Annotated in this window: 17 protein-coding genes; 3 read left to right on the top strand and 14 right to left on the bottom strand. The window is 66.7% G+C overall.

Annotated features, from left to right (window positions below; translation table 11 throughout):
* The first annotated feature begins 151 nt into the window (after window positions 1-151).
* Window positions 152-1,570: a (Fe-S)-binding protein gene (locus G7Y50_RS04380; protein ID WP_165056948.1), complete on the top strand. Its 1,419-nt coding sequence runs from the start codon at window positions 152-154 to the stop codon at window positions 1,568-1,570.
* A gap of 31 nt (window positions 1,571-1,601) precedes the next feature.
* Window positions 1,602-3,116, top strand: a complete 1,515-nt coding sequence (locus G7Y50_RS04375; RefSeq protein ID WP_165049840.1) for an NAD(P)/FAD-dependent oxidoreductase — start codon at window positions 1,602-1,604, stop codon at window positions 3,114-3,116.
* Between the two features lie 443 nt (window positions 3,117-3,559).
* On the opposite strand, the gene G7Y50_RS04370 is transcribed toward G7Y50_RS04375, so the two are convergent.
* From G7Y50_RS04370 to G7Y50_RS04310, 13 genes are all read right to left on the bottom strand, one after another.
* On the bottom strand, window positions 3,560-6,559 hold the full coding sequence (locus tag G7Y50_RS04370; RefSeq protein ID WP_241156420.1) for an FtsX-like permease family protein: 3,000 nt from the start codon (window positions 6,557-6,559) through the stop codon (window positions 3,560-3,562).
* 10 nt (window positions 6,560-6,569) lie between these two features.
* Window positions 6,570-7,271, bottom strand: a complete 702-nt coding sequence (locus tag G7Y50_RS04365) for an ABC transporter ATP-binding protein (RefSeq protein WP_165049832.1) — start codon at window positions 7,269-7,271, stop codon at window positions 6,570-6,572.
* 454 nt (window positions 7,272-7,725) lie between these two features.
* Window positions 7,726-8,013 (bottom strand): 50S ribosomal protein L23, encoded by a 288-nt coding sequence (rplW, locus tag G7Y50_RS04360; RefSeq protein WP_165049827.1) that lies wholly within the window; start codon window positions 8,011-8,013, stop codon window positions 7,726-7,728.
* On the bottom strand, window positions 8,013-8,639 hold the full coding sequence (rplD, locus tag G7Y50_RS04355) for a 50S ribosomal protein L4 (protein WP_165049817.1): 627 nt from the start codon (window positions 8,637-8,639) through the stop codon (window positions 8,013-8,015). The genes rplW and rplD overlap by 1 nt, the downstream gene beginning before the upstream one ends.
* A gap of 32 nt (window positions 8,640-8,671) precedes the next feature.
* Window positions 8,672-9,292 carry a 50S ribosomal protein L3 gene (gene rplC, locus G7Y50_RS04350; RefSeq protein WP_165049810.1) on the bottom strand — a complete coding sequence of 207 codons (621 nt, stop codon included), beginning with the start codon at window positions 9,290-9,292 and terminating at the stop codon, window positions 8,672-8,674.
* A 16-nt stretch (window positions 9,293-9,308) separates the two neighbouring features.
* Window positions 9,309-9,617, bottom strand: coding sequence for a 30S ribosomal protein S10 (gene rpsJ, locus G7Y50_RS04345; protein WP_102377598.1), 309 nt, complete (start codon window positions 9,615-9,617; stop codon window positions 9,309-9,311).
* A 36-nt stretch (window positions 9,618-9,653) separates the two neighbouring features.
* The gene (gene fusA / locus G7Y50_RS04340) at window positions 9,654-11,771 is read right to left on the bottom strand and encodes an elongation factor G (protein WP_165049802.1); all 2,118 of its coding nucleotides are present in this window, start codon (window positions 11,769-11,771) and stop codon (window positions 9,654-9,656) included.
* An 18-nt stretch (window positions 11,772-11,789) separates the two neighbouring features.
* Entirely contained in the window at window positions 11,790-12,260 is a 471-nt protein-coding gene (rpsG, locus tag G7Y50_RS04335; RefSeq protein WP_165049794.1) for a 30S ribosomal protein S7, read from the bottom strand.
* Between the two features lie 120 nt (window positions 12,261-12,380).
* Complete coding sequence (gene rpsL, locus G7Y50_RS04330) at window positions 12,381-12,752, bottom strand: 30S ribosomal protein S12 (RefSeq protein ID WP_165049765.1); 372 nt, start codon at window positions 12,750-12,752, stop codon at window positions 12,381-12,383.
* 578 nt (window positions 12,753-13,330) lie between these two features.
* Window positions 13,331-14,779, bottom strand: coding sequence for a M20/M25/M40 family metallo-hydrolase (locus G7Y50_RS04325; RefSeq protein WP_165049754.1), 1,449 nt, complete (start codon window positions 14,777-14,779; stop codon window positions 13,331-13,333).
* A 12-nt stretch (window positions 14,780-14,791) separates the two neighbouring features.
* On the bottom strand, window positions 14,792-16,150 hold the full coding sequence (locus tag G7Y50_RS04320) for a putative manganese-dependent inorganic diphosphatase (RefSeq protein WP_165049729.1): 1,359 nt from the start codon (window positions 16,148-16,150) through the stop codon (window positions 14,792-14,794).
* Window positions 16,151-16,200: 50 nt separating this feature from the next.
* Window positions 16,201-18,672 carry an ATP-dependent helicase gene (locus tag G7Y50_RS04315; RefSeq protein ID WP_165049704.1) on the bottom strand — a complete coding sequence of 824 codons (2,472 nt, stop codon included), beginning with the start codon at window positions 18,670-18,672 and terminating at the stop codon, window positions 16,201-16,203.
* Between the two features lie 347 nt (window positions 18,673-19,019).
* On the bottom strand, window positions 19,020-19,628 hold the full coding sequence (locus tag G7Y50_RS04310; protein WP_255464123.1) for a Fic family protein: 609 nt from the start codon (window positions 19,626-19,628) through the stop codon (window positions 19,020-19,022).
* A gap of 731 nt (window positions 19,629-20,359) precedes the next feature.
* Between G7Y50_RS04310 and G7Y50_RS04305 the strand changes: the two genes are divergently transcribed.
* Window positions 20,360-21,340, top strand: a complete 981-nt coding sequence (locus G7Y50_RS04305; protein ID WP_165049677.1) for an AEC family transporter — start codon at window positions 20,360-20,362, stop codon at window positions 21,338-21,340.
* Window positions 21,341-21,566: 226 nt separating this feature from the next.
* Here G7Y50_RS04305 and rhuM read toward each other — a convergent pair whose 3' ends face one another.
* Entirely contained in the window at window positions 21,567-22,523 is a 957-nt protein-coding gene (rhuM, locus tag G7Y50_RS04300; protein ID WP_165049670.1) for a virulence protein RhuM/Fic/DOC family protein, read from the bottom strand.
* Window positions 22,524-22,769: the final 246 nt, after the last annotated feature.

The raw sequence follows: 22,769 nt of genomic DNA, 5'->3' as shown, positions 1-22,769 counted from the left end.
GGGTATTCTTACTTTATTACGCAATTCAGGGCTTTGATTACATCTTAAAAAATGTAGGGGGGACGACACAAGGTCATTGACGGGGCTCGTCAGCTCGACCGAAGCGAGGACCAACGTCTGCTTTGCGCGCGGCTGGGAAGTGGGGTATCGTATGGGCTTGCAGCTTTATCCGCCTTCGCATGCTGATCGCCGCTCGCCGAGCGCCGCTTGCATGGAGGCGCCGCTTGACGAGGAGGACAACGCCATGGGCTTGCTCGAACGCTCTGACGCCTACTGGAAGTTTTTGGGGCAGTGCACCCAGTGCGGCCACTGCGTGGACGCGTGCTCGTCGCTCACCAGCGCAAACATGACGCTCGGCGAGATCGCCCGGGCGCTTCTGGCCCACGAGCGCGCCGCTGAGTCACGCGAGGACCTCGCCGCGCGCATCCTAGGCGACGGGGCGCTCATGCAGGCCGTGCGCGGCTGCTTCTTCTGCACCTCGTGCAAGAACACCTGCTTCGCACACAACGACGTGTGCGACCTCATCTACAACGCGCGCGTTGACTTCCAGAGCCTCGGGCTCATCGAGCGCGGCGCCTGGTCGAGCGTGATGGTGGACCAGGAGTGGGACATCTTCACCGCGTACCGCGCCATCCACGGCATCGGCTTCGCCGACCTCGTGCGCCACGTGGAGCGCGAGGAGCACGCCGCCGAGACCGACTGCGCGGTGGCGTTCTTCCCCGGCTGCTCGCTGGCCGCCTACGGGCCCGACCTCACGCGCGAGATCTTCGCCACCATGGAGGAGCTCGGCGGGAAGACCACCATGATCGACCACTGCTGCGGCTCCCCCCTGAAGAGCGCCGGCTTCTTCGAGCGCGCCGAGGCGCTGTGCGACCGCATCGCCGACGAGGTGGCGCTCTCGGGCGCACGCGAGATCGTGTGCGTGTGCCCGGGGTGCGCGAACGCCATGCGCTCGACGCTCGGGCGCCGCGGGCTTGACGTGGCGGTGAGCCTGCTGCCAGCGTTTCTGACCGCGCACGGCTTCACGAGCAAGCGCGCGCTGCCCGAGGGCACGCTCTGCCTGTCGAAGTCATGCCAGGACCGCGACGGGCACTACCTCGAGGAGACGTGCCGCGCGCTCGGCGTGGCGGCGAACGCGGGCGCTGCCGGCGCTGCCGGCGGGGCCGGCGCAGCGGCCGGCATGGCCGGCGGGGCTGGCGGGGCCGACGGGACGACCGGCACAGCACCTGGCACGCTCGGCGCAACGTCCGGCACGCCCGGCGCGATCACCATCTTCAGCGGGTGCTGCGGTGCGGGCGGCGCGGTGAGCGCCTTCGACCCCAACCGCCAGGCGAGCCAAGCCGACTCCAAGCTCTCCTTCGCCCCCGACGGCGCGACGGTGGTCACCATGTGCCCCACCTGCACCTACACCTACGCCTTCCGCCTGACGAGCGAGCCGCGCGACGTGGCGAACAAGCACTACGCCGAGCTTCTGTTCGAAAGCCAGCTCGACTGGGACGCGGTGTTCGCGCAGCTCGGCGGCATGTGGTCCGGCGAGTACGGGCCCTGGCTCGCCCAGGTTTTCGCGTGATGGCGCTCAAGAGATCGTGAGGAGTGAGAAGATGAGCCGAATCGAGCAAGCTGACCTTTCGCAGGGCGCCCAAGCTGCGAGGGCCGAAGAGGCTGCGGGCGCTTCCGCAACCGCGGGCGCTGATGCGAGCCGGGAGAACACCGCGAGCGCTTCCGCGGGTCAAGAGGACGCCGCGGGCGCCGTTCCCGTGCGCGTGGCCGTCATCGGGTACGGCACGGCGGGCGTGAACGCGCTCATCGCGCTGCGCCGCGCGGGCTACGCCGGGGACGTCCACGTGTTCTCGGACGCGACCACCCTCCCCTACAGCCCCATCCTCACCTCCTACTACGCCGGCGGCGAGAAAGCCTACGAGGAGTGCTTCCCGTGGAGTGCCGACGAGCTCGCCTGCCTGGGCGCCGAGGTGCACCTGGACTGCCCCGTCACCGCGCTCGACCCCACCGCGCACCTCATCCGCACGCCGCAGGGCGACTTCACGTACGAGAAATGCCTGATCGCCTCAGGCGCGCACCCCTCCACGGCGGGCTTCCCCGCAACGGAGGGCTACGAGCCCTTGGTGCTGCGCACGCTCGACGACGCCTGCCGGCTCAAGCGTGTGCTCGAGGGCGGCGCCTGCCGCCGCGTGCTGGTGAGCGGCGCGTCCATGGTGGCGCTCAAGTCGCTCGAGGCATGCCTGCGCCACGACGTCACGTGCACGCTCGTGGGCATGAACCCGCACGTGCTCGACTTCAACGCGCTGCCCGCCGCCGCCGAGCGGTTCGAACGCGGGCTCGCCGCGAAGGGGGTCGAGCTGCGGCTCGGGCAGACCATCAAGAGCGTGGAGGTCGCGAGCGCGGAGGACACGAGGGACGCCGTGGCCAACGACGCGAGCACGGCGAACGCGAGCTCCTGCAGCGTGGACACGGCGGATGCGAACGGCATGAACACGGGCGCGGCCGCAGCCGCAATCAGCGGCACCGCCGCCCCCGGCAAGCTCACGGTCACCTTCTCCACCGGCGAGGCGGATCGCTTCGACGAGGTCATCGTGGCGCACGGCGTGAGGTCGAACCTCGGCTTTCTGCCCCAAGGCGCGCTCGAAGCGGACCGCGCGCTGCTCGTCGACGAGTTCATGCGCACGAGCGACCCCGACGTGTACGCCGCGGGCGACGTGGCCCAGGCCCTTGAGCTGGTGTCGGGCGAGCGCCGCGTGGTGGGCATCTGGAAGAGCGCCGCGCTCCAGGGCGCGTGCGCGGGAGCGGCCATGGCCGCCGAGCTCGCCGGAGGCGCGCCGGAGGCGGCCGACGCCTACCCGGGCAGCATCCCCACGAACACCATCGCCGTCTTGGGCACGCTGTTCATCTCGGCGGGAAGCGTGGAGGCGTGCGAAGGCCGCCGCGTTGAGGTGCGCGAGGACGACGACATGACGGTCGTCTACGTGTACGAGGATGCGGACGACGGCGGGGAGCGCCTCGTGGGCTTCAACGTGACCTGCGACGAGGACGTCGCCGGCAGCCGCGCTTACGACACCGGCGCCATGCTCACCCTCCGCATCGAAGCCGCCTGCCGCTAGGGCATTCCTCCCCCAAGCCGCCTGCTGCTAGCGCATTCCTCTCCCAAGCCGCCTGTCGCTAGGATGCCCCTCTCCCAAGCCACCTGCTGCTAGGGCGCCACACCCCCGCGTCACTGAGAGAGCAGGCTCCCCTCCCGTGTCATCCTGAGCGAGCGAAGCGAGTCGAAGGATCTGGCCCCGAGCGCGGCGCGCCTGCATGCTCTACTCGCCTGCGGCCAGATCCTTCGACTCCGCGCCTGCGGCGCTCCGCTCAGGATGACACGGGAGGGAGGCGTCCGTCTGAGCTACCGGCCTTCTCGGCTCCGCGCCCTGCGGGCGCTCCGCTCAGGATGACATGGGGAGGCATCTGACTCGAGCGCTCCGCTCAGTGACATGAGGGAGGGACATGCTCATAACGCACGGGAGGGATGGCGCGCGCCTTAGGCAACGCGCCTTTTATCGCCCTATTCGTTGCTCTTGAGGCTCTCGACCATGTTGACCTTCGCCAGCTTGCCGCGCATGACCAGCATGACGAAGGCGGCGAACGCGAGCGTGAGCGCGAAGGCCGCCGCGAAGCTCGCGGCGTGGATCTCACGGCCGAACATCACGTAGTCCACCTCGGCAGTGACCACCACGAAGCCCTCGAGTACGATGCCGAGGAGCAGCCCCGCCACGCATCCGATGACGGTGAGCAGCATGGTCTCGCGGTAGATGTAGAGGTCCACCTCGCGGCGGGTGAAGCCGAGCACCTTCAGCGTGGCGATCTCGCGGACGCGCTCGGTGATGTTGATGTTGGTGAGGTTGTACAGCACGATGAACGCGAGCGCCGCCGCGGCCACCACCAGCACCACGACCACCATGTTCACGCTCTTGAGCATGGTGCGGTACGTGTCGATCGTCTCGTCGTTGAACGTGACCGTCTTCACGCCGTCGATCGCGCGCGCCGCCTCGGCGAACGCCTCGTGCGCCTGCGGGCTCGCGCCCACGGTGCCGAACAGCGTGCGGTACTCGGGCGCCCGCCCGAAGGCGGTCTCGTAGGCCTCCGCGCCCACGAACGCGTAGTTGGCGATGTAGTTCTCCGCCACGCCCGTCACCTCGAGCGCGCGCCCCGCCCCTGAGGCGTTGCCCATGACGTCCTGCTCGAAGAGCACGAGCTCGTCCCCCACGCCGATGCCGAGCGTCGTGGCGAGCTTCTCGGTGACCACCACGCTTTCGCCGTCGAGCGCCACGGGCGCATGCCCCACGCGCTCGCGCAGGGTCCACAGATCCGCGAAGGCGTCTGGGTCCTCGGGCGTCACCATGGTCGCGCGCACGTCGGCGCCCGCCTGCGTGCGCGCGACCATGGGCTCCTCCTGCGCCAGCGCGCTCTCGCCCACGTGCTCCCCCACCTCGTCGAGCACGTCCTCGTCGGCGGCGCCGTCCGCGGTGACCACCACGTTGTAGCTCACGATCTCGCCGAACTGCTTGTCGATGATGTCGTTGATGGAGTCCTGCAGCCCCAGCCCCGTGAGCAGGAGCGCCGTGCAGCCCGCGATGCCGATGACCGTCATGACGAAGCGCTTCTTGTAGCGGAAGAGGTTGCGGAGGGTGACCTTCCAGCTGAACGACGCGCGCCGCCACAGAGGCCGGATGCGCTCGATCAGGATGCGCTTGCCCGCCTTCGGCGCGCGCGGCAGCATGAGGTGCGCGGGCTGCTCGCGCAGCGTGGCGGCCGCGGCGGCGAACGTGGCGATGAGCGTCACGCCCACGCCGAGCCCCGCGGCGGCGAGCGCGATGGGCACGTCGATGGGCAGCGCCGCAGGCGGCACGGCGTAGATGATCGAGTACGCCTCCATGATGACGGCCGGCAGCACCTGGCTCATGAGGGCGATGCCGACGACGCTGCCCGTCACGGAAGCCGTCGCGGCGTAGATGAGGTACTTCGAGGTGATGCGCGCACGCGAGTAGCCGAGCGCCTTGAAGGTGCCGATGAGCACGCGCTCCTCCTCCACCATGCGCGTCATGGTGGTGAGCGCCACGAGCGCCGCCACCAGGAAGAAGATGAAGGGGAACACCTGCGCGATGGAGTCGATGCGGTGCGCGTCGGACTCGAAGCTCACCGCGCCGGTGAGCTTGGTGCGGTCCATCACGAGCCACGCGGCGTCCTGCTCGGTGAGGCCGTCGAGCGCCTCCTGTGAGCGGTTGATCTCGTCCTCAGCGCTCGCGAGCTGGCTCTCGGCCTCGGCGCGCGACTCCTCGTATCGCGCGAGGTTGCGCTCGTAGGCCGCCTTCCCCTCCGCCAGCTGCGCGCGGGCGTCCTCAAGCTGGTCGGCCGCCTGGGAGAGCGCCTGCTCGGCGGCGGCGAACTGCGCGATCGCCTGGGCGCGGCGCCCCGCGAGCTCGGCGCGGGCGCCGCCGAGGTAGGCTTCGGCCCCCTCGACGTCGGCGTTCCGCTCCTGCTGCGCGTCGATCTGCGCCTCGGCGGCGTCGAGCTGCGCGAAGGCCGCGGCGCGCTGGCGCGCCAGCTCCGCGGTGCCCGCGTCGTAGTCGGCCTGCCCCTGCGCGATGCGCGCCTCGCTCGCCTCGATGGTGGCGGCCGCCTCGTCGAGCTGCGACCGGGCGTCGTCGAGCTCGGCATACGCGCGGTCGCGCTCGGCAGCGTATGCGGCGCGCGCCTCGTCGAGGGTGGCCTGCGTCTGCGCGCGGAAGCTCTCGAGGCGCCCCGGCGCGCGCTCGGCGGATGCCTCCTCCGCGTTCGCGCAGGCCGCGTCGACGAGGCTCTGGTACGCCTCATCTCCCGAAAACTCCTCCTTCGCGCCTTCCACCAGCGCGAACGCCTCCGCGTAGGGCACGTCCTCGCAGAACGCGCCTGGAAGCACGTACATGAACTGCTGGATGCTGCCCGAACCGAGTGAGGTGGAGCCCATGGCCGTCGAGGCCACGTAGTAGGGCGCGTGCGCGAAGCCCACGACCGTGAACGTGCGCGTGACGAGCACCTCGTCGAGCTCTTGGGTGCCCTCGGTGAGCGTGACGGCGTCGCCGATGCCCACGGGCGAGCCCATCACGCGGTCGGCCGAGATCACGCACTCGTCGGCGCGCTCGGGCAGGCGCCCTTCCGCAAGCTCGAGCCGGTTGAGCTCAGGCGCGCCCTCCTCGGCGAGCGAGTGCACGCGCACGGCGTACTGCTCGCCGCCCATGGTGGCCATGACGTCGGTCTCGTACGCCGGCATGACGGCTGACACGCCCTCGACCGCGCGCAGCGCCTCCACGTCCGCCTCCTCGAGGCCAAGCGGCGCCACCACGCGCACGTCGCAGAGGTCCGCGTCGTCGTAGTACGCGTCGGCGGACAGCAGCATGTCGGGGCACGTCATGCGCAGCCCCGCGTAGAAGCCGCAACCGAGAGCCACGATGGCGGCGATGGCCACGAAGCGCCCGAGCGAGCCTGTGACGGAACGCAGGAGGTTTTTGCCGAACGAGCTGGTCACGCGCACGACCTCACCATTCGAGCGTCTCGGCCGAGGCGGGGTGCGCGTTGGTCTCCATGGCGGCCACGCGCCCCTCGCGCACGTGGATCACGCGGTCAGCGATGGCCGTGAAGGCGGAGTTGTGCGTGATGACCACCACGGTGCGCCCCGTGGCGCGGCAGGTGTCCTGCAGAAGCGCCAGGATGGCCTTGCCCGTCTGGTAGTCGAGGGCGCCCGTGGGCTCGTCGCACAGCAGCAGCTTGGGGTTCTTCGCGAGCGCGCGGGCGATGGCCACGCGCTGCTGCTCGCCGCCGGAGAGCTGCCCGGGGAAGTTGTCGGCGCGGTGGCTGAGCCCCACCTGGGCGAGCACCTCGTCAGCGTCGAGCGGCTCGGGGCAGATCTGGCTCGCCAGCTCCACGTTCTCGCGCGCCGTGAGGTTCTGCACGAGGTTGTAGAACTGGAACACAAAGCCGATGTCGAGCCGGCGGTACTGCGTGAGCGCGCGCTCGTCCATGCCGCTGACCTCGCGCCCGTCGAGCGTGATGGAGCCGCTCGTGCAGCCGTCCATGCCGCCGAGCATGTTGAGCAGCGTGGTCTTGCCGGCGCCCGACGGCCCCACCACCACCACGAACTCGCCGCGCTCGATCTCAAAGCTCATCCCGTCGACGGCGGCCACCTCGACCTCGCCCATGCGATAGACCTTGCTCACCTCGCGAAACTCAACGAAAGCCACGCCCCGCGCTCCTCACTTCGCCTCTGCTCCTGCCGGCCGCCGGCTGCTTCCGCCGGCAGCCTCGCCCACTGTCCTCGGCCCTCTGTCCTCGGCCCTCGCCGGCCGCCTCAAGGCTCAAGCCGGCTTCTGCCCTTCGTCCTCTTCCCTTACGATACACGATCAGCCCGCCGAGGGATGCGCCTGCGCTCCCCCGCCCACGGAAAAACCGCGTCGGGCCGCCGGGCCCCTCCCTACCTGCGCCACCGGGCCCCTCCCCAGCTGCGCCGCCGCGCCCGCGCCGCCAGGTCCTTCCCCGCCGCGCCGCCAAGCCGCCGGGCGCTGCGCACCCAAATCCGCTCGCGCCCACACGCCCGCATCCCCCCGCGCAAAAAAAGAGGCACCCTCGCGGGTGCCTCCCTTCGCTGCGCTTATGTCGCGCTCATGTCGCGCCCTGCGGCGCTCACTTGCGCTCGCCTTAGCTGGCGAAGATCTCGATGGTGTCGCCTTCCTTCAGCGTGACCATGGCCTTCTTCCAGGTGCGGGTGCGGCCGATCGGGCCGCGCAGGCGCTTCGGCTTGGACTTCACGTTGAGGGTGTTCACCTTCGTGACCGTCACGTCGAAGATGGCCTCGATGGCCTGGCGGATCTCCACCTTGTTGGCGTCCTTGGCCACCTCGAAGGTGAAGGTGTTCTTCTCCATCATGTCATAGCTGTGCTCCGTGATGACGGGGCGGATGATGACCTCGCGGGGATCCTTGTTCATTATGCAAGCACCTCCTCGATGCGAGCCAGGCAGGTGTCAACGATCACGAGCACCTTGTTGTCAATGAGCTCGTAGGTGTTGATGTCACCCACGGGGACGATGTTCACCTCGGGGATGTTGCGGAACGACAGGAACGTCTCCACATCCTCGTTGCCGATGATGAGCGTGATGCGCTTGCCCTCGAGGCCGAGCGCCTTCAGGGCCGCCACGGCGTCCTTGGTGCGGGGCTTCTCGAAGCCGAAGTCCTTCACGATCATAAGCTCGCCGTCAGCCAGCTTGGCGGAGAGCGCCGAGCGCATGGCCAGCTTGACCTCCTTGCGGTTGACCTTCATCTCGTAGGAACGAGTGTGGGGGCCGAACACGACGCCGCCGCCCTTCCACTGGGGAGCGCGGATGGTGCCCTGGCGAGCACGGCCGGTGCCCTTCTGGCGCCACGGCTTCCTGCCGCCGCCGCGGACCATGCCGCGGGTGCGGGTGTTAGCGGTGCCCTGTCGCCAGGAGGCGCGCTGCGCCGTGACGACGTGGTGCATGACGTGAACGTTCGGCTCGATGCCGTACACGGACTCTGCGAGCTCAGCGGTGCCGGCTGCAGCGCCCTTCACGTCCTTGATCTCAATGGTTGTCATAGTATTAGCAGCTCCTTAACGTAAACGAGAACTTAAGCCATGCGAACGCGCACGATGCCGTTCTTGCCGCCCGGAACCGCGCCCTTGACCAGGATGAGGTTCTGGTCCTCGTCGATGCGGACGACCTCGAGGTTCTTCACGGTCACGGTGTCGCAGCCCATGTGGCCCGGGAGCTTGAGGCCCTTGAACACACGGGAGGGCGTGGCGCACTGGCCCACAGAACCCGGAGCGCGATGGAAGTGCGCGCCGTGGCCGCCCGGGCCGCCGCGGAAGCCCCAGCGCTTCATGACGCCGGCGAAGCCCTTGCCCTTCGAGGTGCCCTGGACGTCCACCTTCTTCACGTCGGCGAACGCGGCCACGGTCTGCAGGTCGCCCGCCTTGTAGTCGGCGGCGTTCTCCACGCGAACCTCACGCAGGTAGCGCTTCGGCTCGATGCCCTGCTTCTCGAAGTGACCGGCCATGGGGCGGTTGACGCGGCGCGGCTTCACGTAGCCGAACGCCAGCTGAACAGCCTCGTAGCCGTCGGTCTCAGCGGTCTTCACCTGGCAGACCACGTTGGGCTCAGCCTGGATGACCGTCACGGGGACGACGGTGTCGTCCTCGGCGAAGATCTGGGTCATGCCGATCTTCTTGCCAAAAATAGCGTTAATCATGTTCGAGCAACCCCCCTTACAGCTTGATCTCGATGTCAACGCCAGCAGGAAGATCGAGGCGCATCAGCGAGTCGACCGTGTTCGGGGTCGGCTCGAGGATGTCGATCAGGCGCTTGTGCGTGCGCATCTCGAACTGCTCACGAGAGTCCTTGTTGACGTGCGGCGAGCGGATGACGCAGTACATGTTGCGCTCCGTCGGCAGCGGAATAGGACCGGAAACCTTGGCACCCGTCTTCTGGGCGGTGTCGACGATGAGCTTCGTGGACTGATCCACGATCTCATGATCGTATCCCTTGAGTCGGATGCGAATCTTTTGATTAGCCACTTACCTTACCTCCAAAGTTAGCCTGTTGCGGGGCGCTTACGCGTTTCCGCCAGCCTTGCTGATGATTTCTTCCTGAACGCTCTTGGGAACCGGCTCGTAGGAGTCGAACTGCATGGTGTACACCGCGCGACCCTGAGTGCCGGAACGCAGGTCGGTGGCGTAGCCGAACATGTTGCCGAGCGGCACCTTCGCGCTGATCACGTTGGCGTTGCCGCGCTTCTCCTGGCCCTGGATCATGCCGCGGCGGCTCGGGATGTCGCCCATGACGAAGCCGGTGTACTCCTCGGGGGTCTCGACCTCGACGGCCATGACCGGCTCGAGGATGACCGGGTTGGACTTGCGCAGCGCGTCCTTGATGGCCATGGAGCCGGCAACCTTGAACGCAGCCTCGGAGGAGTCGACGTCGTGGTAGGAGCCGTCGATGAGCTCGACCTTCACGTCCTCGACCGGGTAGCCGGCCAGGACGCCGGAGTTCAGCGCCTCCTGGATGCCCTTGTCGATGGACGGGATGTACTCCTTGGGGACCACGCCGCCCACGATCTTGTTGACGAACTCGTAGCCCGCGCCCGGCTCCTGCGGGTACATGTTGATGACCGCGTGGCCGTACTGGCCGCGGCCGCCGGACTGGCGCACGAACTTGCCCTCGGCGTTGAGGACCTCCTTGCCCGGGCGCTCGCGGTAGGCGACCTGGGGCTTGCCCACGTTCGCCTCAACCTTGAACTCGCGCAGCAGGCGGTCGACGATGATCTCAAGGTGCAGCTCGCCCATGCCGGCGATGATGGTCTGGCCGGTCTCGTGGTTGGTGGACACGCGGAACGTCGGGTCCTCCTCGGCGAGCTTCTGCAGGGCGATGGACATCTTGTCCTGCTCGGCCTTCGTCTTCGGCTCGACGGCGATGTCGATGACCGGGTCAGCGAACTCCATGGACTCCAGGATGATGGGGGCGTCCTCGGCGCACAGGGAGTCACCCGTGGAGGTGTCCTTGAGGCCCACGACGGCCACGATGTCGCCCGCGGAGCAGGCGTCGATGTCGACGCGCTGGTTGGAGTGCATCTGCAGCAGGCGGCCGATGCGCTCCTTCTTGCCCTTGACGGCGTTGACCACGTAGCTGCCGGAGTCGAGCTTGCCCGAGTACACGCGCAGGTAGGTGAGCTTGCCGACGTAGGGGTCGGTCATGATCTTGAACGCCAGGGAGGCAAACGGCGCCTTCGGGTCGGCCGGGCGCTCCTCCTCCTCGCCGGTGTCGGGGTTGGTGCCCTTGATGGGCGGGATGTCAACCGGGGACGGCATGTAGTCGACCACCGCGTCGAGCAGCTCCTGCACGCCCTTGTTCTTGTAGGCGGAGCCCACGAACACGGGGTTGATCTGGCAGGCGATGACGCCCTTGCGGATGGCGGCCTTCAGCTCCTCGACCGTGACCTCCTCCTCCATGAGGACCTTCTCCATGAGGTCGTCGTCGCAGTCAGCGGCGGCCTCGAGGAGCTCCTGGTGGTAGAGCTCGGCGTCTTCGGCGAACTCGGCCGGGATGGCATCCATGGGCTCGGGGTAGGTCATGCCCTTGTCGTCGGCCTTGAAGTCCCACGCGGTCATGGTCACCAGGTCGATGACGCCCCAGAACTTGTCCTCGGCGCCCATCGGGATCTGGGCGGCCACGGCGTTCGCGTCGAGGCGGTCGCGCATGGTCTGGATGGCGTGGAAGAAGTCAGCGCCCACGCGGTCGTACTTGTTGATGAAGGCGATGCGCGGAACGCCGTAGCGCTCGGCCTGGCGCCAGACCGTCTCGGACTGGGGCTGCACGCCGGCGACGGCGTCGAACACGGCGACGGTGCCGTCGAGCACGCGCAGGGAGCGCTCCACCTCAGCGGTGAAGTCAACGTGGCCGGGGGTGTCGATGATCTGGAAGCGATACTCCTTGCCGTCAGCCGCGCCGCCGGGGTACTTCCAGAAGCACGTGGTGGCGGCGGCGGTGATGGTCACGCCGCGCTCCTGCTCCTGGACCATCCAGTCCATGGTCGCGGCGCCGTCGTGGACTTCGCCGATCTTGTGAGTCTTGCCTGTGTAGTAGAGGATGCGCTCAGTGGTGGTCGTCTTGCCCGCGTCGATGTGGGCCATGATGCCGATGTTGCGCGTATCCCTCAGATCGATCTTTGCCATGTTCACTCTCACCTTGTCCTAGAAACGGTAGTGCGAGAAGGCACGGTTTGCCTCGGCCATCTTGTACATGTCCTCGCGCTTCTTGATGGACGCGCCCGTGTTCTCGGAGGCGTCGATGATCTCGTTGGCGAGGCGCTCCTTCATGGTGTGCTCCTTGCGCTTGCGCGAGAAGTCAACGATCCAGCGAATGGCGAGCGTGGTGGCGCGACGGGAGTTGACCTCCATCGGCACCTGGTAGGTGGCGCCGCCGACACGCTTGGGCTTGCACTCGAGCGTGGGGCGCACGTTGTCCATGGCCTTCTTGAAGACGGACAGCGGATCCTGGCCGGTCTTGGTCTCCACGATGTCGAACGCACCGTAGACGATGCCCTCGGCGATGGACTTCTTGCCGTCAAGCAGGACCTTGTTGATCAGCTGCGTGACGAGACGGTTGTTGTACTTTGCGTCCGGCTGGGTTTCACGACGGACTGCTGCTGCACGACGCGGCATGTACTAACTCCTTTTCCTCTGCGCGCTTCGAGGCCGCTTTCCTTCGGCCCATTAGGCTTCGCCTGCCGCCGGCCTCCTGCCGGCGCGGCGCTTCTTCTGCCCGCGCGACTTAGCGATTACTTATTTGGGGCGCTTGGCGCCGTAGCGGCTGCGAGCCTGACGGCGCTTGTCAACCGAAGCGCAGTCGAGGGCGGCGCGAATGACCTTGTAGCGAACGCCAGGCAGGTCCTTCACACGGCCGCCGCGGATGAGCACCATGGAGTGCTCCTGCAGGTTGTGGCCCTCACCGGGGATGTAGGCGGTGACTTCCATGCCGTTGACGAGGCGCACACGGCAGACCTTGCGCAGAGCCGAGTTCGGCTTCTTCGGCGTGGTGGTGTACACGCGAGTGCACACGCCGCGCTTCTGCGGGTTGCCCTTGAGTGCCGGCGTCTTGGACTTGTCAGCCGTCTTCTTGCGGCCCTTGCGGACCAACTGGTTAATAGTAGGCAAGACTCATTCCTTCCTTTTTCTACCGACTGCGGCCCTTCGCCCGGGGCTGGGGGCCGCATGCCCTCGTCGCTGCCGCCTCACAAACAGCGGCGACGAGGTGCGTGAAAACAAGCGCCTCTTTGAGACGCGAAGTGGTATATTATGCGCCTTTCGCCAGCTTGTCAAACGCCACGCACCCGGGAGTATCCATACCGCGGGGAGCGGAAACGCGCAGGTCAGAGGCAGGGTTTGCGCCCTGCGAGGAGGCGCGCCGCCGCCATGTGAATTTTTTTCGCGAAAAAATGCGCCCGACGGCAAGCTGGCGGGCGCGTGGGCGCGAGCAACGGCGGGCTGGCGGGAGCGTGTGGATGCGAACGACTGCGGGCTGATGGGGCTGGCTGGCGGGCGGGCTGGCGCACGCCCTCTCTCTTTCGGCGTGTTTTGCGGAACGCGTTTCGAAAAACACGCCGAGGGACAACGCCCTAGCGAACCAAGGGGAGGATGACAGCGAATGAACGGACGGGCGAGCGAACAGATGAAGGCAAGCGGCGACGAATGCGCGAGCGGGCGAACAGGCGAACGCGCGAAGCGAGCGCGGATCAGCAGGCGTACTCGGCGATGACGGCCTCCACGTAGCGGGCGGACCCTTCGAGATCGCGCACGGTGATGTGCTCGTCGCAGGTGTGGAAGTTCGTCATGCCGATGCCGAGCGTGATGGCGCAGGCCCCCTTGGTCGAGAGCACGTTGGCGTCAGCGCCGCCGCCCGACAGGGCGAGCCGCGGCGTGAGGCCCGCCGCCTTCGCAGCCCTGACCAGGCTGGACACGATGGGCGCGTCCTCGCTGAAGAGGATGCCCGGGTAATCGACCGTCCAGTCCACCTCAACCGTGCCGCCGAAGCGGGCCGCCGCCTCCTCGCACGCGCGCGTCATGGCGTCTCGCTGGGCGTTCACGCGATCCTCGAAGAGCGAACGGCACTCCCCCTCGACACAGCAGATCTCAGGGACGATGTTCACCGCCGCGCCGCCGCTGACGACACCGACGTTGGCGGTGGTGTGCTCGTCGATGCGCCCGAGCGGCATGCCCGCCACGGCATGCGCGGCCATCTGGATGGCGCTTGCGCCCGCCTCGGGCTCGACGCCCGCGTGCGCCGCGCGGCCCGTGAAGCGAGCGCGCAGCGTGTAGTGGAAGGGCGCGCCGACGATGATGGAGCCCGGATGCCCGTCGGCGTCAAGCACGAAGCACGGCACGAGATCGGGTTCCGCAAGTGTTTCACGTGAAACATTCGTTCGTGCGCTTGCGCTCGCAGCATTCGCGCTTGAGCGCTCTTCAGCACCTGCGCTCGCGACATTCACGCTTGCGTGCTCTTCGACACCTGCACTCGCAGCACCCGCGCTCGCGCGCTCTTCGGCACTTCCGCCCGCTTCGCCATCTGCCCCAGCACACGCAACGGCACGCTCGTCTTCGCCCGCCTCAGCGCGCGCCGCACCATTCGAAAATGTTTCACGTGAAACATTCGTTCGTTCGTCTGGCAGGACGGCGGCGCGGGCGAAGACGTCGGGGGCGAGCGCGGAGGCGCCGAGCAGGCTCTGCTCCTCGCAGGTGGTGAGCACCACCGTGAGGTCGGGGCGGGGCGCACCCGCCTCGAGCGTGGCGCGCACGCCTTCGAAGATGGCCGCGATGCCGGCCTTGTCATCAGCCGAGAGGATCGTCTCCCCCGTCGAGCAGATGACCTCGACCTCCCCTTCGGCGTCCTCGTAGCCGCACGCCGCCGCCGGGCGCCTCTCGATCACCAGGCGGATGCCCGCGCACGGCACCACCGTGTCCATGTGGGCCGAGAACGCGATGTGCCCCGGCACGGTGCCGCGCAGGTGCGCTATGAGGTTGCCGACCTCCGAGCCCGTCTCTTCGCCCGAGTCGTCGAACGCCACGGCAAAGCCCATGCCCTCAAGCTCGCGCGCGCAGAAGTCGGCCATCGCCGCCTCGTGCCACGAGGGGCTCTCTACGGCGGTCATGGCGAGAAACGAGTCGAGCAGGCGCTGGGGGTTCACGACGACGCTCCCCTACCCGAGGATCTTCGCGGCAACCTGCTTCTTGCGCGAGAGGATGCCGGGCATCCAGGTGCCGCCCTCGCCCGTGCACTCGATGCCGAACACGCGATTCACCACGCGGCGGTTGCCCTCGCAGACGAACTGGCTGCCCTCGGCCACGATGTCGGTCACCATGAGCAGCACGAACTCGTAGCCGTTCGCCTCCAGCAGGGAGCGCATGTGCTCGCGGATCTCCTGCTCGCGGCTCATGACGGCGGCCAGGTCGACCGTCTCGTGCTGCGCGATGAGCACCGTCTTGTCGCCGAGCAGGAATTCCTTAGAGTCAGCTTCAACAAGATCCTTCACCGGCATGTCGTCCTCGCCGCCGCGCGTGCGGAACACCTGCAGGCCGAACTCGGTGGGGTCGGTGCCGATGACCTCGGCCAGGTACGCCACCTGGTCGCGGTCGACCTGCGTGGCCGTGGGCGACTTGAGGATCACCGTGTCGGTCATGATGGCCGACAGCAGCACCGCCGCGATGCCGCGCGGGATCTCCACGCCGTGCTTGCGGAACTCCATGGTGACGATGGTGGCCGTCGAGCCCACCGGCAGGTTCAAAAACTGGATGGGGTTCGAGGTCATCACGTCGGCGATGCGATGGTGGTCGAGGATCTCCACCACGTCGGCCTCCTCGATGCCGGGCGCGGCCTGGCGCGTCTCGTTGTGGTCGACGAGCACGACCCTGCGCCGCGGGCCCGTGGCGATGTCGGAGCGCGTGACGATGCCGATGCAGAAGCCGTCGTCGTCGATGACCACGCCTTCGCGAAGCTCGCTTGAGATGAGGTCCTCCACGGCGTCTTTGAGCAGGCCCTCCGCGTCGAGCACGAGCACGTTCTCCTCGGTGAGCTCGCTCACGCGCTGCCCGAGCGACTCGATGAGCGAGGCCGCCACGGCCATGGAGTTCGTCTCGCCCTCGTCGAGCAGGTCGGTGGCCGAGATGTAGCGGTTCGCGATGGCGCGCGTGGCGATGAGGCCGCGGAAGGTGCCGTCGTCGTTGGTGACCACGAGCGAGCGGATGTTGTTCTGGCGCAGCAGGCGGCCCGCCTCGAGCACCGTGGCGTCGTGCCTGATGGTCACGAGGTTGGTGGTCATGACGTCGGCGATGCGCGCGTGCACGTGCGGGATGATCTTGGGGGCCGGGATGCCGTTGGCCTCGAGCACCCACTCGCTCTCAGGCGGCAGGGGGCCCAGGCGGGCGGGCAGGTAGGTGACCTCGTCGGCGCGTCCCTCGCGCCGGGCGAGCTCGTTCTTCAGGTACGCGTAGCCGACGGCAGCGCAGATCGAGTCGTTGTCAGGGTTGCGGTGTCCAACCACGATAACCGGTGATGACAATGCAGTGCTCCTTGTTGAATCTGGTCATTCCCAGCTCGCAGCCGGCGAGGCTAGCCGATCTTCACGATGGGCGCGTAGTCCTTGAGAAGCTTCTTGGTCTGGCCGGTCTTGGCGAACTTGACGTGCAGTGTATCACCATCGACCCTGGTCACCTTGCCGCGACCGAACGTTTTATGGTCAACGGCGTCTCCCACGGCAAACGTTGCCGCAGCTCCCGACTTCCTCGAGGCCGCAGCATTCGCGCCCGACGAGAAGCTGCCGTGGCCCGAGCGCCCCGCGCGCGACCGGTCGGCGCGGCCCGCCGAGCCCGACGCGCTCGAGCGCCCGAACACGCGCCCCTCGCCCGCCTCCGCGCCCGACCCCGCGATGCCGCGGCGGCTTCCGCGCTTCTCCCAGCCCGTGCCGGAGAAGCCCGCCGAGCCCACGCCCGAGGTGCGGCGCAGCTCGGAGGGGATCTCGGAGACGAAGCGCGACGTGGGGTTCGCCGAGGTCTGGCCGAAGATCTGGCGCTGCTGGGCGCACGTGAGGAAGAGCTTCTTGCGGGCGCGCGTGATGGCCACGTACGCCAGGCGGCGCTCCTCCTCCACCGAGGCCGCGTCGCCCACCGAGTTCATGTGCGGGAACAGCGTCTCCTCCATGCCGGCCACGAACACGCAGTCGAACTCGAGGCCCTTCGACGAGTGCACCGTCATGAGCGTGACGGCGTGCCCGTCCTCGGTGACGGTGTCGAGGTCGGTGCGCAGGCGCACCCACTCGATGAAGTCGGCGAGCGAGTCGCCGCGCAGCACGCGCACCGGCTCGACGTCGGGGTCGGGGGAGGCGGCAGGGTCGGAGCCGGCGGATTCCGCGCCCGCGTCCGCCAGCGCACTCGCGCCCGAGCCCGAGCCCGCGCCCGTGCCCGCCAGCGCACTCGCGCCCGCCAGCGCGCCCGCCGTGGGCGCCGCGTAGTCCGCGTCATCAGCGTCGTGCGTCTCGGCGAACTCGTCCACCACGCCCAAGAACTCCTGGATGTTCTCGACGCGCCCGCGCGCCTCGTCGGTTCCCTCAGCCTCGAGCGCGCTGATGAGCCCCGCCTGGTCGACGATCATCTCGATCACGCGGCGCAGCTCGCCCGAGTACGTGCGCGCCGTCTTGATGAGCTGCACGAACTCGCCCACCGACTTGCGCGTCGACGCGCGCACCTCCGGATCGGCGATCAGAAGCTCGGACGCCTCCAGAAACGGCATGCCCATCTCGCGCGCGAACTGCTCGATGCGCTCGACGGTCGTGCGCCCGATGCCGCGCTTGGGCACGTTGATCACGCGCTTGGCGGCGATGTCGTCGGCGGGGTTGATCACCAACGTGAGGTAGGCCATGACGTCGCGGATCTCCGCGCGGTCGAAGAACCGCGTGCCGCCCACGATGCGGTAAGGCACGCCCGCGCGCAGCAGCATGTCCTCGAGCATGCGCGACTGGGCGTTCGTGCGGTAGAACACGGCCATGTCGTCGTAGCCCATGCCCTCGCCGCGGCGCTTCTCGATCTCGCCGGCGATCCAGCGGCCCTCGTCGCGCTCGTCGGTGGCCATGTACACGTTGATCTTGTCGCCGTCCTCCGCGGCCGTGAACAGGCGCTTCTGCTTGCGGTGCTGGTTGTTCGCGATGACCGCGTTCGCCGCGGCGAGGATGTTGCCCACGCTGCGGTAGTTCTGCTCGAGCTTCACCACGTGCGCTTCGGGGAAGTCGCTCTCGAACTCGAGGATGTTGCGCAGGTCGGCCCCGCGCCAGCTGTAGATGGACTGGTCGTCGTCGCCGACCACCATGATGTTCCCACGCGCGGCGGCCAGCAGCATGGTGATCTCGTACTGCGCGTGGTTGGTGTCCTGGTACTCGTCCACCATGATGTAGCGGAAGCGCTGCTGGTAGGCGTCGAGCACGTCGGGGTTGTTCTTCAGCAGCAGGTACGCGTAGAGCAGCAGGTCGTCGAAGTCGAACGCGTTCGCCGCGCGCAGGCGCTCCTGCAGGCGCGCGTACACGCGCGCGGCCACCTTCCCCACCGGGTCGAGGGCCTGCTTCTCGAAGTCGCCGGGCACCACGAGCTCGTTTTTCGCCTGCGAGATGCGGTTCATGAGCGCGTTTATGGGGAAGCGCTTCGGGTCGACGTCGAGCTCGGCCATGATCTCCTTGTACAGGCGCTTCAGATCGTCGGTGTCGTAGATGGTGAAGCTCTTGGTGAAGCCGATCCGCTCGGCGTCGGCGCGCAGGATGCGCACGCACATGCTGTGGAAGGTGGACACCCACATGCCGCGCGCGCTCGGGCCCACGAGCGCGCCGAGGCGCTCGCGCATCTCGGTGGCGGCCTTGTTGGTGAACGTGATGGCCAGGACCTGCCACGGGTAGACGCCCTGCTCGATGAGGCGCGCAATGCGGAACGTGAGCACGCGCGTCTTACCGGAGCCGGCGCCCGCCAGCACGAGCAGCGGGCCTTCCGTGGTGAGCACCGCCTCGCGCTGCGGGGCGTTGAGGGTGTCGAGGTCGAGGGGCATGGGCGTCTTCCTTCGCGTTCGTCTCATGATCTGGTTCAGGGGGTGACGCACTATTCTAGCGCTTTCGCACCCGCCTGGGGCGAACAGACGCCGAGCGCGCGAAGGAAAACCGCACGCAGTTTCCCTCTTTCTCTCTTCATGGCTGTATTATGGGCGAAACGGAGCCGCCTGGAAAGAACGCCTGCCGAGAGCACGCGAGGCCACAGCACAGACACGTGCGACCTGCACGTTCACGTCAGCCACGAGTTCCCCAGACTAAGCCAGACGCCACAGGGTCTCACCGAACCCAAGCTCATGAGATGACAACGAGTTGCACGTGACCCGCTGGGGCAAATTACCTCAGCGGGCTAGACGCCGATCTTACGAATCTCCTCTTGAAGGTATTGCCTTCCCTTATCGGTCAGCCTATATTTCTGCTTGCTGCTATTGGGTTTGTCTGGAATCGTTCGCTCGATGCAATTCAGCTCAAGCGCCGGATTCAGATACCTTTCCCTGAAATTGCGTTTCTGCGAGAGCCCGAGAGACCCCATAGCCTCGCTTATGCCGAGAGGCCCGTCCGCCAGAACGGCGCACAGCCTAGCAACTGGGTCGGTCAACTGGGTCGGTACTGGGTCGGTACTGGGTCGGTCAGCTGGGTCAGTCTCATGCTCGGTTTCGTTAGCCGGCGATGCGCCTACGACCACGTTTTGCCCAAATGGATCGTTTCTGTGGAACACCAGATTGGTCCCATCGACCGTACGCACATACTCGACCTCGATGCCGGCATCGTCGCACAAGTCCTTGATGCGCTTGATGTCGGTGCCGTACGCCTCGATGTCGCCTGAGCGGTAGAGCGTCTTCGAGATAAGCGGATTGCGGGTAATGGAGGACTTGCTCTCTCCAGAAAGGTGCTTGTCGGGATCCTGCCCTTTGATGAACCAGCCTGGGCTCAGTATCTCAACCGCGTCGCTGTATATGTCTATGACGACGATACGGGTCAGGCGACAGATTTACCCCTGAGAACTGTCGCGTCTTCCCCAGAGCCTCTTTCCCTGCGGGCTGTATTTGAAGCGCAGGATCGACCGGTTTCTCGGCGATTGGCATGAGAGTCTGACCTATTGCCTTGCTTCATTTTCGTACCGTTATACTGCGTCTTTGGGGAGTTGGACCGTTTCCGTTTGGGGAGTTGGACCGTGCCCAGCAGCTACCCTACGCTCAACACGGAGCCTGCCGTTTCGCCGACCTACGCCTTGACCGAGCTCACCTCTTCGGACGCCACATTGGAGACGTCTATGCCGGTGAGGACCGAGCCCGCTATCGACAGGGCGAGCACGGCGAAGAAGAGAGGAGGGCGCCTCGAAGTCTAAGATCGCCCAAGGGGCTATGACGCCGACAAACGGCGCTACGGCGTAGTAGTTGTCGGTCCTCGCAGCGCCGATGTAGCGGTGCACCCAGATATAGAGCACGATACTCAACCCATAGGAGACGACACCGACCCCCACAAGCTGCGGCGCGCCCTCCTCCACAAGGGGCTCGCCCAAAGCCAGGGCGACGAGCAAAGACGCCATGCTGGTGAAGAACCCCTTCACCATGGTCACGTGCACGACGTTGAAAGCGGAAAGCTGTACCTGTCCCTTACGTCGCTGCGGTTCATCGTTTAGAATTTCCCAGCGGAAACAACGAAGGTTTGGAACTCGAGGCGACAGCGATGCTCTTCAACGCGGTTTTGCATACCATGATCATCTTCTTCGCGATCCTGCTCGTAGGATTCGTCGCGGGGAAGGCGGGCGTGATAAAGAGGGACTTCATGCCCGGCTTCGCGAGCCTCGTCACCAAGGTGCTTCTCCCGTGCCTCATCTTCTACGCGACGGTCACGGGGTGCACCCGCCAGGCCATGGCCGACAACCTGCCCCTGCTCGGCCTCGCTGCGAGCTTCTACGCCTTCATCGTCTGCGTCACGCTCGCCCTTGCGAAGGCCCTGAGGATGCCGGTCGACAAAGGGCATGTCTTCATGTTCTGCTTCATCTTCGGGAACACGGGGTTCGTCGGCATCCCCCTCCTGTCAGCCGTCTTCCCGGATCTGGGCCTGCTGTACCTGTCGCTCTTCAGCATCGTCGACACTCCCGTGTTCTGGACGCTCGGCGTATGGCTGGCGACGCCGAGGGGCAGGCGCCACGAGCGTCACGAGGCCGCCGACGCCTCGGGCGGAAGCGCGCACAGCGTGCGCCACATGGCTCGCAGCGTGCTGGACATAGTGCTTACGCCGAACATCATCGCCATGGTCCTGGCCTTCGCGTTCGTTTTGGCGGAATGGCCCCTGCCCGACCTTCTCGGGGACGTCCTGTCAACGATAGCCTCTTCGACATCGGCGATGTGCATGATCTACCTGGGCGCGCTCCTCTGCTTCTCGGACTTCATGTCGGCCTTCAAGTCGAAGGAGTTCTACGTCGGGGTCGCCGTGAAGATGGTGCTCGTCCCGTGCTGCATCGGGGCCCTGCTGCACCTGACGCCCCTTCCGAGCGAGCTCGTGACTTCCATCACGCTGCTCTCGGCGCTCCCCACGATGACCATCGTCCCCATGATCGCGTCCCAGAGAGGCGACTTTGGCGACTACGCCGCGGGCATCACCGTCGGCACGCTCGTCTTCTCGCTCGTCACCATCCCGCTCGTCACGTTCCTGGTGCTGTGACCCTTGGCGCTGCGACGACCGGACCCCAGGTGCCCTGGAGACGCTTGGGATTCACAGGCTGACGCACGGGCACGCAAGCGCGAGCGGAGCAGCCGACCGCGAACGGCGAGCAAGCGCGAGCGGGACAGCCGACCGCGATCTGCCATACCAAACGGCACGTACCGCGGACGAGACGGCGCACCTGCTTGACGAACTCACGCCAAGATCGCTTCCGCTCGCCAGCATCTCAGCTGAGGAAGTTCATGACGAGCGAGACCATCATCTCCTTTTCCTCGGGCCTTGACTCGGCGATCATGATGGTGGTTGCAACCAACGTGCTGTCGTTGATCGCCTTCTTCCCGGACTCGTAGAGGATCCCGTTCCTGTCGAGGAAGTAGAGGAAGATGGTTGCCGCTATGCGCTTGTTCCCGTCGTGGAAGGAGTGGTTCTTCACGATGAAGTAGAGCAGGTTGGCCGCCTTCTCCTGCACCGACGGGTAGATCTCCCGCCCGCCGAAGGACTGGTATATGGCGCCGATGCTGCTCTTGAACGAGTCGTCCTTCTCCGCGCCGAACAAGGTGCTCTCGTCGTTGAATCTCAGCGCGTCGATCAGACCTCGGCACTCGTCGTAGCTCAGGACATAGGTCGCGTCATCCCCCTTCGGCCTCTCGACGCGTTGGTGGTCGTAGTCGTCCAGGAGGTCGAGGGCGGTCGCGTAGACCTTCACTATCTCGAGCACTTGGCTGGCATCCAGGTTGTCGGCGACGCGCTCCATGAGCGCCAGGGACTGGGATAGCTGCCGCAGCCTGCCCTCGTTCTCCGCGCGTCCCTCCATGACGTACCTGCGGAGCACGTCCGTGGCCCAGCGGCGGAACTCGACGCCTCGCTGGGACTTCACGCGATAGCCGACGGAGATGATCACGTCGAGGTTGTAATACTCGATATCGCGCCTTACCTCTCGATCGCCTTCCAGTTGAACTGTCGCAAATTTTGCGACAGCTGGATTCGGCGACGCGTCAAGCTCCTCTTTGAGGGCGTTGGCGATGTGCTTGCCGATGGTCTTGACGTCGCGACCGAACAGCGCGGACATCTGGCTGCGGTTCAGCCAGACCTCCTCCTGCCGCACGTCCACGGCAACGTCGAGCGCGACCTCACCGTCGGAAGACTCGAACAAGACGATCTGCGAAGCGTTCTTCTCTGCCATGCGGCACCCGACCCCTCTCGTTCCTCGCCAGCTCCGCGTGACTGGACTCTCGCGAAGCGCCTCTTTTCGCAAAGGATAGAACCGGCGGCGCGGCAGATCGCGCCTCTTCGAGAAACTCCCCATTCTTCTCAGCTCGCGTCCATAATCGAGGTCGACAGGCAGAATCCCTTGGCGCTGCGGCGACCGGATCCCAGGTGCCCTGGAGGCGCCCAGAGTCCGCAGCCGACCGCGAGCGGAAAACCACAT

This window comes from Adlercreutzia sp. ZJ176, assembly GCF_011038975.1.
In the GTDB taxonomy this organism is placed as follows: Bacteria; Actinomycetota; Coriobacteriia; order Coriobacteriales; family Eggerthellaceae; genus CAAEEV01.
The sequence above is the reverse complement of the archived record's forward strand: the minus strand, read 5'-3'. Positions and strand labels throughout refer to the sequence as shown.